Here is an 11398-nt window from a genome sequence, read left to right as displayed (position 1 = left end):
GGATCGGCGGGGTCCTGGCGTTCCCCAGGGGACGCCAGGGCCCCGCCCTCTAGCATCGACCGGATCATGACCTTGGTTGCAGTTCCCTCCCCGACCCCGTCAGGCCCGGCAGAGGCCGTCTCGCAGACGTTCGGCGAGTTCGTCGCCACCTGGCACGTCCCGATCACGATCGTCATCACGATCCTCGCCGCGCTGGTCCTGCGGATCATCCTTCGGCACTCGATCAAGGGCGTCGTCGACCGCGTCGTGAACGGCGTGAAGAAGCGTCAGGGCGCGACCGACACGCAGGCACTCATCGCCTCGCCGATCCAGACCGCCCGCGTCGTGCAGCGCACCCGCACGCTCGGCAGCGTGCTCGAGAACCTCGCGACGGTGATCGTCGTCGTGCTCGCACTCGTCGTCATCATCCCGCTCGTCATCCCGAACGCGGCCGTCGGGATCGTCGGTGGCGCGTCGCTCGTCGCCGCCGGGCTCGCGGTCGGCGCACAGAGCATCGTGCGCGACCTGCTCTCCGGCGTGTTCATGATCCTCGAGGACCAGGCCGGCGTCGGCGACGTCGTCGACACCGGCCAGGCGACCGGCGTCGTCGAGAACGTCGGGCTGCGGGTCATGCAGATCCGCGACGTGAACGGCATCCTCTGGTTCGTGCCGAACGGGCAGATCCTGCGTGTCGGCAACCTCTCGCAGGGCTGGTCGCGCGTCCTCGTCGACATCACGGTCCCGTACGACACCGACATCGACGCCGTGCAGGACGCCCTCCTCAAGGCCGCGGTCACGATGTCGCAGGAACCCCGGTGGCGCCAGCGCATCGTCGAGAAGCCGGAGATCTGGGGGCTGCAGTCGATCACGGACGCCGGCATGGTGTTCCGGCTCGTCGTGAAGACCCGGGCGTCCGAGCTCGACGTCGTCGGCCGCGAGCTCCGCGTCCGGCTGAAGCACGCCGTCGACGAACTCGGCGTGACCCTGCCCGCGATGGCGATGATCATGCCCGCCGGGTGGGAGAACGCGACATCGATCAACGGTCTGCGCACCGTGCGGACCCAGCCGACGCCGGCGCCGACCAAGCCCCGGCGCGGCCGCAAGAACGTCCTCGGTCAGCCGATCCGGACCGACGACCCCGACGCCGGGAAGGACCCGCGATGACCGACCCCACCCCGCCCGCACAGCCGATCACGCTGCGGGTCGGCGAGCACGGCGCCTCGGCCACCGGCTCCCTCTTCGAGCGCATCGGCGGCGCGCCCACCTTCGACCGGCTCGTCCGGCGCTTCTACGAGGGCGTGCAGCAGGACGACGTCATCTGGCCGATGTACCCGGCGGACGACCTCGAGGGAGCGATCTGGCGTCTCTCGGCCTTCCTGCAGCAGTACTGGGGCGGCCCGGGGACCTACAGCGAGGAACGCGGACACCCCCGCCTGCGGATGCGGCACATGCCGTTCCGGATCACGTCCGAGGCCCGCGAACGCTGGCTCCACCACATGCGCGACGCGGTCGAGTCCCTCCAGCTCGCGCCCCTCGACGAGGCAGAGCTCTGGGCCTACCTCGACCGGGCGGCGCACGCCATGACGAACACGTTCGACTGACGGACGTGCGCGGCTGACGGACTGGAGGCGCGGTGCCTGCTGGCACCGTCCCTCCTGGCACGGCCGTCACCCCGCTGGCGCGGTGCGCCGGTACCGGCCGGCGGGGCCCACCTCCAGTCCGTCACCCGGTCGCGTCAGCGGACGTAGGAGCCGTCGGCGAGGTCCTCGACGAGCGGGGGCCGGGTCGGGTTCCACCCGAACGCGCTGCGCGCGTGGGCACCAGAGGCCTCCTGGTGGAGCAGCAGCGCGTCGGCGTACTCGGTGCCGAGGCGCTCGCGGCTGGCGTCGACGCTCTCGGCCACGATCGGCGAGCCGTGCGCTCCCGCCTCCGCGATCTCGCGGACCGTCGGGTTGTCCCCGGTGGCCGCGACGACGTAGCCGTCCTGCTCACCGCGGTGCAGGGCGAGGACGTAGAGCTCGCCGAGGTCGTCGGTGTGCACCGTCGTCCAGCGCTGAGAACCGTCACCGACGAGTCGGACCTCGTGCTCGCCGTCACCGACGAACATCGCGGGGATGCCGGCGCCGCGGCCGTAGACGATGCCGGGCGCGATGATCGTCGTCCGGACGCTGCTCGCCCGCACCGTCGCCTCGTTCGGCACGCGCCAGGCGGTCAGTGCCGGCGGCGACAGCGGCGACTGCTCGGAGATGTCGGTCGAGTCGCCGAAGGTGAAGATCCCGCCGGTGTGCACGAACGGCTTCGGGGTGCCCTCGAGCGCCGTGAGCACGGTCGCGATGAAGTCCGCGTCGATGCCCTGGGCCGAGGCCGTGTGCACGACGGCGTCCGCCTCGTGTGCGAGCCGGCGGACGACGTCGGTGTCGGTGACGTCACCGACGAGGGCGCGGCCACCCGCGTCGCGGACCGCCTGTGCCTTCTCGTCCGTGCGGACGAGGGCGGTGACCTCGTGCTCGTGGGCGACGAGTGCGCGGAGGACCGAGGAACCGATGTACCCGGACGCGCCGGTGAGGAAGACGTGCATGGAGCCAGCCAACCACGACCGGTCGGGGAACCGGCTGCCTACGAGTTGAGGGTCCAGGCGCGACGCTTGACGAGCACGTGCCCGCGCGAGGTGGTCAGGCGGCTCCACGGGCCGGTCTCGAAGAGTCGCACCGGGTCGTGGCCGAGGAAGCCGAGGCTCTCCCCGGCGAAGCCCGCGCCGGCGGGGACGTGCTCGATGCCCGCGACCGGACGGCCCCAGACCTCTGACCGGACCTTGCGGACGATGGCCTCGCCGGCGTTCGTCGGGACGGCGTCGGCGACCTCGGCGATGCCGTCGCGTGCGGCACGGCGGAGGAGCTCCGGCGAGACGTCGGGCAGCGGGACCCAGCCACCGCGGGGCGGGGAGATCGCTGCCCAGGTGACGGTGTGGACCTCGAGCGGGAGCTCCACCTCGATCGGGGTCGCCCGGGTGGGGTCGGCGCCGTCGGCGTGCTCGGCGTCGTGCGCGTCGGCGAGCAGCCGCAGACGTTCCTGCAGCGAGGCCAGCGGGACGACCGCGTCGACGGTCGCCGGCTGCGCGAGCGAGAACGTCCGCAGCCCGAGGACCGTCGGCAGTTCGTCGAGCAGCCCGAGCGGGTAGAGGATCGCGGTGTAGACCGCGAGGACGCCGGAGTCCGCGATGAGTCGGACGGAGCCGTCCTCGATGCGGGCGGCCCGTCCGAGGTAGGTGCGCAGGTCACCGAGGGAGGCTGCGTCGGGAAGCGTGAACGAGGTGCCCATGTCACCCAGCAGCCTACCGGGCACGGCTCGGCGCCGGGGCGTTCGTAGACTGCTCGGTGTGAACGGCGAACCGGACTTCCTGCGGACCCTCAGACTCGAGGACACCGGCGCGAGCACCGGCGAGACCATCCTCACCGGCGCGAGCCACTGGTCCCCCGGCGGCCGGGTGTTCGGCGGGCAGGTGCTCGCGCAGTGCATCGTCGCCGCGCAGGCCACCATCGAGGACCGCGACATCCACTCGATGCACGGCTACTTCCTCCGCCCCGGCGACATCGACGTCCCGATCACCTTCGGTGTCGAACGCATCCACGACGGGCGGTCGTTCGCCGCGCGGCGGGTGCAGGCCTACCAGCGCGGTGTGCCGATCTTCTCGATGATCGCCTCGTTCCAGCGCCCGGACGTCGGCGTCGAGCACCAGGACCCGTTCCCCGTCGACGTGCCCGAACCGGAGTCCCTACCGTCGGCCGCGTCGATCCTGTCGGCCATCGACCACCCCGTCGCTCGGGCGTGGGCCGAACGCTCCATCGACCTGCGGCACGTCGAGGGCCCGGTGTTCGTCGACGTGCAGGGCGAGCACATCGCCCACCAGGCGGTGTGGTTCCGGGTCGACGGCGAGCTCCCCGCCGACCCGGCGCTGCACCGCGCCGTCCTCGCGTACGCGAGCGACCTGTCCATCCTCGAGCCGATCATGCGGCGTCACGGGGTGGCCTGGGGCACCCCCGGTGTGAAGAGCGCCAGCCTCGACCACGCGATGTGGTGGCACCGTGACGGCCGGGCCGACGAGTGGGTGCTCTACACGCAGGAGTCCCCGAGCGCGCAGGGCGGTCGAGGACTCGCGTTCGGGCGGATGTTCTCGCCGGACGGCCGGCTGCTGGCATCGGTCGCGCAGGAGGGGATGATGCGCGTCCCGCGCTGACCCGGCCGACTGTGCTGCGGTCCGTCCTACGGGCGGGAGAACTCCACCGGGGCTTCGACGTAGGCGGCGCACGCGTCCCGCTCGGCCTCGGTCAGCCGACGCGGACGGTTGCTGACGGCGTCGACCATCACGAGCGCGGTCGTCGCCCTGGTGTACAGCACCGCGGGCTCGTGCCCGACCGGCGACCAGACCTCGTACGAGACGTCGATGCTCGCGCCGCCGAGCCGACCGATCCACATCTGGATGTCGAGCGGCTGCCGCAGGTACGGGATCGACGCGAGGTACTCGAGGCGCTGCGCCGCGATCACGGTCATGGTGCCGGAACCCGGCCGCCCGTCGATGATCGGCTCCGGGACCGACCCGTCCGGAGCGCGCTCCTCGGGGTCGGGTCCCCAGAACCCCACGATGCGCGCCTCTTCCAGGAGGCGCAGCATCGCGGAGTTGTTGACGTGACCGTAGGCGTCGATGTCGCTCCACCGCATGCGGACCGGAGCGTGCAACCGCGCCACGGTCAGTCGCGGGTGAGCTTGCGGTAGGTCGCCCGACCCGGCTTGGCCGCGTCGGCGCCGAGCCGCTCGATCTTGTTCTCCTCGTACGCCTCGAAGTTGCCCTCGAACCAGTACCAGTTCGGCGTGCCGTCCTCGTTCAGGCCTTCCCACGCGAGGATGTGCGTCGCGATGCGGTCGAGGAACCACCGGTCGTGCGTGATGACCACGGCACAACCCGGGTACTCGAGCAGCGCGTTCTCGAGGCTGCCGAGGGTCTCGACGTCGAGGTCGTTCGTCGGCTCGTCGAGGAGCAGCAGGTTGCCGCCCTGCTTGAGCGTCAGCGCCAGGTTCAGACGGTTGCGCTCACCACCGGAGAGCACCCCGGCCTTCTTCTGCTGGTCCGGACCCTTGAACCCGAACTGCGACACGTACGCACGCGACGGGATCTCGGTCTTGCCGACCTGGATGTAGTCAAGTCCGTCGGACACGACCTCCCACAGGTTCTTGTTCGGGTCGATGCCTCCGCGGCTCTGGTCGACGTACGAGATGTCGACCGTCTCGCCGATCTTCAGTGTGCCGCCGTCGAGCGGTTCGAGGCCGACGATCGTCTTGAACAGCGTGGTCTTGCCGACGCCGTTCGGGCCGATCACGCCGACGATGCCGTTGCGGGGCAGCGTGAAGGACAGGTCGTCGATGATGATGCGCTCGCCGAACTGCTTGTGCAGCTTCTCGGCGTCGATGACCTGCGAGCCCAGGCGCGGGCCGACGGGGATGACGATCTCCTCGAAGTCGAGCTTGCGCGTGCGCTCGGCCTCGGTGACCATCTCCTCGTAGCGGGCGAGACGGGCCTTGGACTTTGCCTGGCGGCCCTTCGTGTTGCTGCGGACCCAGTCGAGCTCCGAGGAGAGGCGCTTCGCGAGCTTGGCGTCCTTCTTGCCCTGGACCTCGAGCCGGGCGCGCTTCTTCTCGAGGTAGGTCGAGTAGTTGCCCTCGTACGGGTAGAGACGACCGCGGTCGACCTCGGCGATCCACTGCGCGACGTGGTCGAGGAAGTACCGGTCGTGGGTCACGGCCAGGACGGCACCGTGGTACTGCTGCAGGTGCTGCTCGAGCCAGAGGACGGACTCGGCGTCGAGGTGGTTGGTGGGCTCGTCGAGGAGGAGCAGGTCCGGCTTCTGGAGCAGCAGCTTGCAGAGCGCCACACGACGCTTCTCACCACCCGAAAGGTGCGTGACGAGCTCGTCCCCCGGGGGGCACTGGAGCGCGGCCATGGCCTGCTCGAGCTGCGAGTCGAGGTCCCACGCGTCCGCCGCGTCGATGTCCTCCTGCAGGGTGCCCATCTCGGCGAGGAGCGCGTCGAAGTCAGCGTCCGGCTCGGCCATCTGCGCGGAGATCTCGTTGAAGCGCGTGATCTTCGCGTGGATCTCGCCGACGCCTTCCTGCACGTTCTCGAGCACCGTCTTCGACTCGTCGAGCTCGGGCTCCTGCATGAGGATGCCGACGGTGAAGCCCGGGGTGAGCTTCGCCTCGCCATTGGACGGCTGGTCGAGACCCGCCATGATCTTCAGGATCGTCGACTTGCCCGCACCGTTCGGCCCGACGACGCCGATCTTGGCGCCGGGGAGGAACGACATCGTGACGTCGTCGAGGATCAGCTTGTCGCCGACCGCCTTGCGGGCGCGAACCATCTGGTAGATGTACTCAGCCATATCGCGCCAAGTGTACTGACAGTGCGGGGCGTCCGTCTGCCCGGTCGCCGGTTCGCCGGATCACGCACGGGGGCTGTTGCGCTCGCCGACTTCGACGTACCGTTTCCCCGCTCCGCACCGGGAGCACGGTCGATCGACCACCGGAGAGGATCAGGACATGTTCACCAAGCGTCTGCGCCGTCTCGCGCTCCCCCTCGCGGGAGCCACCGCGCTCACCGTCGCGCTGCTCGCCCCGGCGACGGCTGCCTCGGCAGCGTCGCCCGTCCCGCGCGGCAACCCCTACGTCCAGTACACCGCGCACCTCATCGAGAGCGGCTCGGGCACCGGGTACTCGTCGTACATCAACGTCCACGACGCCCACAACAACGCGTTCGCCGTGGGGATCCAGTCCGACACCGCCTCGTCCGTGAGCAAGGGGCAGCCCCGGTTCATCTGGGAGCGGGTGCAGAACGGCAAGTTCACGTACGGCTACATGGGCGGCGCCTCGCACAGCAAGACGTCGGTCGGGCTGCGCTGGTACAAGAACGACGTCGCGTCGGTCATCCTCAACAACCGCACGGTCGGCACGATCGCCCTGAACCTCGACGGGCGGCTCTTCTTCAACGCCGAGGCGAACGCCCGACTCAACGGTGACGTCGTGCACTCGCAGGTGAACGACATCTCGATCAAGGTCGGCGACTCGTCCGGTCGGACCGGGCTCGCCGGCACGTGGAACACGAGCTTCTCGTTCCACGGGCTCAAGGCGAAGCAGACGAACAGCCCGAAGGTCCAGGGTGCGAGCTTCTCGATCGACGGACGGGTCTCGGGGCTCCCCCGGGGCGGCAACTGGGACACCACCGAGGTCGCGGGCATCGCGATGATCGCCCAGAACTGGCGGTAGGCGCCCGGGAGCGGGGACGGGGACCGGCTCAGGCCGCGGCACGCTCGTCCCCGTCCACCACCGGGTCGACGCCCACGACGACGTCGAACTCGTGACCGATCGCCGCCGCGGCGTGGCGAGCGGCCTCGGCACCGTCGGGCAGTTCCTCGCGGACGTCCGGCTCCGTCGGGTCGGGGTCGACACCCGGCACGGGGGTGCGGTCCGTGCCCGCCGCGCCGACCTCGCCGGTGACCGGGTCGACGTGCGGCAGGACGCCCGGCGTGCTCCCCGGAGGCGCGGTCGCCTCACCCGTGTGCCGCGGGACGCGCACCCAGTTGCTGATCCCCCAGGCGAGGTCGTGCCCGAGTGCCTCCGCGTCGATCTCGACGGAGGTGCCGCCGCGACCGTCCCTCTCCCACGTCCGGATGCGGATGCGCCCGGTGACGACGATGCGGTCGCCCTTCTTCAGGGAACGGTGCACGTTGGCCGCGAGCGATCGGAAGGCCGTGACGGTGTACCAGTTCGTGGCGCCGTTGGTCCAGGTCGAGGTCGCCCGGTCCCAGCGTCGGGACGGTGAGGCGAGGCGCATGCTCGTGATGGCGATGCCGGTGTCGGTCACGAGGTGACGTGGCTCGGTGGCGATGATCCCGCAGACGGTGATGGTGTCGTTCATGCGTCGATCGTCATCGAGCCCCGGGTCGCGGAAGCGGCCCGGGGCTCGATCTGTGACTGGATGACCCGATCAGGTACGTTGTGGAGGACGAGTCCCCCGCGCCTCCTGGTCGAGACGTGGGCACCGCGCGTTCAGTGCGCGCGGAACTCGGGTCGGTCCGCCAACGGGCCGAGCGCTGCGTGCACGGCGCCCTTCGCCGACTCGAGCGACGGGTACGTCCCGCCGCCCGCGCTCCGACCGTAGAGCTCGACGCGGAACCCGCCGTCTGCTCGGTGGATGCTGCCGACCGCTCCCGCTGGTCCGACCGCGACCCAGGTCCCGGTGTTGTTCGTCATCGTTCGACCACCTCCTCGTGGCCCCGACGTCCGGAGTCTCAGGACGCCAGGATGTACTGACTGTAGGCCTTGCGGACCTTGTTCACCTTGGGCAGCGCCACCGCGAGGCAGTAGCCCTGACCGGGGTTCTTCGCGAAGAAGTCCTGGTGGTACTCCTCTGCACGGTAGAAGGTACCGAGCGGTTCGATCGTCGTCACGATGCCGCCGTCCCAGATGTCCGAGGCGCGCGCGATCGCCCGCTCGAACAGGGCCTTCTGGTCGTCGTCGGCCGGGAACATCGCCGAGCGGTACTGCGTGCCGACGTCGGCGCCCTGCCGGTTCAGCTGCCGCGGGTCGTGCAGCGTGAAGAACACGTCGAGGATGACGTCGGCCGGGATGACCGTCTCGTCGAAGGTGACCGCCACCGCCTCGGCGTGACCGGTCGTCCCCGTGCACACCGACTCGTACGAGGGGTTCTCGACCTCGCCGCCGACGTAGCCGGACACCACGTCCTGCACGCCCTGGAGCGTGCGGTACACGGCGTCGAGACACCAGAAACATCCACCTGCGAGCACGAACGTCGTCATGGCCGCAACCTACCGTTCCCCGCTCGGAACGAGCCGCGACCGGGGCACGCCTCCTCCACAACGCGCACTCCCCCGGCAGCGCTCCCCGGATCGTCCGAGCGCACTCGGCGTGTCGGTGGTCGGCCGTACCGTCGGAGACACACCGACGAGCAGGAGGCACCACGATGCAGACGACGAACGAACCGGTCTTCCGGATCCGTACCGCGCCCGTGGCCCGCTCGCGCGGCGACCTCCGAATCCTCGACGTCCGCGACGACCTCAGCCGCGTGACCCGGGCGAACGGCGAGATCGTCGGGTACGTGGACCGCGTCGACGTAGCCGGGGGCACCGCCTACCGCGCCCGTCGGTACGTGTCGACCGAGCGACGCTTCGTCGAGCTCCCGAACGTCTGGTCGGCCGACGACGCCGTGGACTGCCTGCGCTGGGGCTGACCCGGCCTCACCGGACGACATGATGTTCCACATTGGAATCATGTCTGGTCGGATGCGCGGAACGCCGCCCGACCTCCCCGATGCCTGACCGTTTCGTGAGTAGGGTGCGCGCATGGACTGGTGGAACGACCTGACCGACTGGATCTCGTCCGACAACGGCTGGCGCGTGATCTCCGGCGCGCTCATCCCGTTCGTCGCGATCGTCGTGGCGGGCATCATCGCGGCGCTCATCGGCCGCGGGGCGACGAAGCGGGTCGTGGCGATGCAGGAACGCGAAGCGCGGAACGCCGCCGTCGCGGGCATCGTCTCGGCTGCACGCAAGGCCGCGACCTGGGGTTCCCTCGGGCACGACGAGCGCGCGTACGCCGACCACCTCGCCGAGGACGCCGACATCCGACTCCGTCTGCTCCCCGTTGCCGGTGCGCCCCTCGCGGCGAACTGGACGCAGCACGAGATCGCGGACATCAAGAAGAACTCCTCGACCTTCAGCTTCCAGGCGGAGCAGTCGCTCGCCGAGTTCCGTGACCGCATCCTCGAGTGGCAGGCACGACCGAACCGGGCGCGCAAGCTCTTCAAGAGCGACCTCGAGCGCTGGAAGTTCGATTCGCCCGACCCCGACGCCGAGCTCATCACGCGGCAGCAGGACTGGAACGCCGACCAGGCCGCCGCCGCGCGACCGACGGACGCCGGTACGACCACCGCCGTCCCTGCCGAGCGCCCGACGCCGACGACGACCTCCCTCCGGCCCGCCCCGGCGAACGCGCCCGCCGCAGCCCCCGGCACCGGCACCGCCGCGGCAAGCACCAGTGCTGCCCCGTCCGCGGGCGCAGGCTTCTCGGTCACCCGCGGCGGCTCCGCACCGGTCGACCCGAACGCGACGACGCCGATCTCGGACACCTCCAGCACGAACCGGACGACCGCGATCTCCGACACGAACGCCACGCGCGCGTACGGCGACGGCGCCGCCACCCCGACCCGGGCGCCCCTGGGCTCACCGGCACCGCCCGCCAGCACCCGCGGCTCGGCGACCGAGTCGACCACGTCCGGCACGGACACCGACAACGCCGACGCCGTCGACGACGTCCGGCCGAGCAGCCCTCGCGGCACCGACCGTCCCACCACGGACCCCCGGAGCAGTGGGCCCCGTGGGGCGGACACGACCGGTCCCGACGCGAGCGCAGCACCGCCGGTCGCCAAGCCGACCTCGGCGGACGCGCACGTCAACCGCTCCGCGGAGTCCGACGCCCGCGGTGTCGACGCCTCGACGACCGCACACACCCGGTCGATCCCGACCCGCATCGCGGACGGCCCCGCCGAGCCGGCCGATGCGAACGAGACCTCGGAAGCGCCCTACACGCAGCCGATCAGCGCGAGCGAACTCCGTCGCCGCGCTGCCGACGACGACGAGTAGGCAGTCGCCGAACGACACGAAGGCCGCCGTCCCGATGGACGGCGGCCTTCGTCGTGTGTGCCCCCGGCAGGAATCGAACCCGCGGCACGGTGGGTAGAAACCACCTGCTCTATCCACTGAGCTACGGAGGCGGACGGCCCCGATTCTATCCGCGACCCTCGCCGAGGTGCTGCACGAACCGGTCGACCTCCCGCTGCGACCGGAGGTGGACGATGCGCAGGTGCGGCGCGGTCTCGACGAGCTCGGGCACCCGTCGACGCGTCACGTTGCGGGTACTGATGCCCCAACGGAGGATGTGGCCGCGATCGGTGAAGAACGTCCACAACGGCGGTTCGACGTTGCCGTTCCACATCTCGATGCGCCCGAGCCGACGGTGGAGCGTCCGACGCAGCAGTCGCCAGAGCGCCTGGGCCGTCGGCAGGTCGATCCACACGAGGGTGTCCGCCCGCTCCGCGAGCATCGCCCTGACGGAGGTGTACTGCCACTCCGTCACCCACGCGGGTTCGCTCGTGTACCGCTCGACGTCGGTGACGAAGGTGTCCCGCGGGACCCAGCCGGGCCCGTGGTACAGCGAGTCGATCTCGGTGTGCGGGATCCCGAGGACCCGGCCGATCCGCCCTGCCGTGGTGGTCTTCCCGACACCCGTGGTGCCGGCGACGAGGACGCGACGGGGCACCGGGTCCAGGGGGTCGTCGGCTCCGAGCACGCGTCGA

At 70.7% G+C, this 11398-nt stretch carries 14 protein-coding genes and 1 tRNA gene; 6 read left to right on the top strand and 9 right to left on the bottom strand.

The annotated features are described in order from the left end of the window. The first annotated feature begins 66 nt into the window (after positions 1-66). Entirely contained in the window at positions 67-1143 is a 1077-nt protein-coding gene (locus tag J2X60_RS15240) for a mechanosensitive ion channel domain-containing protein (protein WP_309778994.1), read from the top strand. Then, entirely contained in the window at positions 1140-1580 is a 441-nt protein-coding gene (locus tag J2X60_RS15235) for a globin (protein WP_309888656.1), read from the top strand. Before J2X60_RS15240 ends, J2X60_RS15235 begins: the two co-directional genes overlap by 4 nt. A 134-nt stretch (positions 1581-1714) precedes the next feature. On the opposite strand, the gene J2X60_RS15230 is transcribed toward J2X60_RS15235, so the two are convergent. Both J2X60_RS15230 and J2X60_RS15225 read right to left on the bottom strand, forming a co-directional pair. Continuing rightward, on the bottom strand, positions 1715-2557 hold the full coding sequence (locus J2X60_RS15230) for an NAD(P)H-binding protein (protein WP_309888654.1): 843 nt from the start codon (positions 2555-2557) through the stop codon (positions 1715-1717). A gap of 38 nt (positions 2558-2595) precedes the next feature. After that, complete coding sequence (locus J2X60_RS15225; RefSeq protein ID WP_071295907.1) at positions 2596-3297, bottom strand: hypothetical protein; 702 nt, start codon at positions 3295-3297, stop codon at positions 2596-2598. A 58-nt stretch (positions 3298-3355) separates the two neighbouring features. On the opposite strand from J2X60_RS15225, the gene J2X60_RS15220 reads away from it, so the two are divergent. Further along, the gene (locus J2X60_RS15220; protein ID WP_309888652.1) at positions 3356-4213 is read left to right on the top strand and encodes an acyl-CoA thioesterase II; all 858 of its coding nucleotides are present in this window, start codon (positions 3356-3358) and stop codon (positions 4211-4213) included. Between the two features lie 26 nt (positions 4214-4239). Here J2X60_RS15220 and J2X60_RS15215 read toward each other — a convergent pair whose 3' ends face one another. Both J2X60_RS15215 and ettA read right to left on the bottom strand, forming a co-directional pair. Then, complete coding sequence (locus tag J2X60_RS15215) at positions 4240-4695, bottom strand: thioesterase family protein (protein ID WP_070416602.1); 456 nt, start codon at positions 4693-4695, stop codon at positions 4240-4242. A gap of 29 nt (positions 4696-4724) precedes the next feature. After that, entirely contained in the window at positions 4725-6410 is a 1686-nt protein-coding gene (ettA, locus tag J2X60_RS15210) for an energy-dependent translational throttle protein EttA (RefSeq protein ID WP_070416603.1), read from the bottom strand. 157 nt (positions 6411-6567) lie between these two features. On the opposite strand from ettA, the gene J2X60_RS15205 reads away from it, so the two are divergent. Continuing rightward, the gene (locus tag J2X60_RS15205) at positions 6568-7290 is read left to right on the top strand and encodes a hypothetical protein (protein ID WP_070416604.1); all 723 of its coding nucleotides are present in this window, start codon (positions 6568-6570) and stop codon (positions 7288-7290) included. A 28-nt stretch (positions 7291-7318) separates the two neighbouring features. On the opposite strand, the gene J2X60_RS15200 is transcribed toward J2X60_RS15205, so the two are convergent. The 3 genes from J2X60_RS15200 to msrA form a co-directional block, all read right to left on the bottom strand. Further along, complete coding sequence (locus J2X60_RS15200) at positions 7319-7942, bottom strand: single-stranded DNA-binding protein (RefSeq protein ID WP_309778989.1); 624 nt, start codon at positions 7940-7942, stop codon at positions 7319-7321. Positions 7943-8073: 131 nt separating this feature from the next. After that, complete coding sequence (locus J2X60_RS15195; RefSeq protein ID WP_070416606.1) at positions 8074-8277, bottom strand: hypothetical protein; 204 nt, start codon at positions 8275-8277, stop codon at positions 8074-8076. A gap of 38 nt (positions 8278-8315) precedes the next feature. Next, complete coding sequence (msrA, locus tag J2X60_RS15190; protein WP_070416607.1) at positions 8316-8843, bottom strand: peptide-methionine (S)-S-oxide reductase MsrA; 528 nt, start codon at positions 8841-8843, stop codon at positions 8316-8318. A 164-nt stretch (positions 8844-9007) separates the two neighbouring features. On the opposite strand from msrA, the gene J2X60_RS15185 reads away from it, so the two are divergent. Next, positions 9008-9274 (top strand): hypothetical protein, encoded by a 267-nt coding sequence (locus tag J2X60_RS15185; protein WP_070416608.1) that lies wholly within the window; start codon positions 9008-9010, stop codon positions 9272-9274. A 112-nt stretch (positions 9275-9386) separates the two neighbouring features. Continuing rightward, positions 9387-10685 carry a hypothetical protein gene (locus J2X60_RS15180; RefSeq protein WP_309888649.1) on the top strand — a complete coding sequence of 433 codons (1299 nt, stop codon included), beginning with the start codon at positions 9387-9389 and terminating at the stop codon, positions 10683-10685. A 58-nt stretch (positions 10686-10743) separates the two neighbouring features. Here J2X60_RS15180 and J2X60_RS15175 read toward each other — a convergent pair. Together J2X60_RS15175 and J2X60_RS15170 are read right to left on the bottom strand one after the other, a co-directional pair. Then, positions 10744-10816, bottom strand: a tRNA-Arg gene (locus J2X60_RS15175). 14 nt (positions 10817-10830) lie between these two features. After that, positions 10831-11391 carry an AAA family ATPase gene (locus J2X60_RS15170; RefSeq protein WP_309888647.1) on the bottom strand — a complete coding sequence of 187 codons (561 nt, stop codon included), beginning with the start codon at positions 11389-11391 and terminating at the stop codon, positions 10831-10833. Positions 11392-11398 lie beyond the last annotated feature (7 nt).

Source organism: Curtobacterium sp. 320, assembly GCF_031455235.1.
Lineage (GTDB): Bacteria > Actinomycetota > Actinomycetes > Actinomycetales > Microbacteriaceae > Curtobacterium.
The sequence above is the reverse complement of the archived record's forward strand: the minus strand, read 5'-3'. Positions and strand labels throughout refer to the sequence as shown.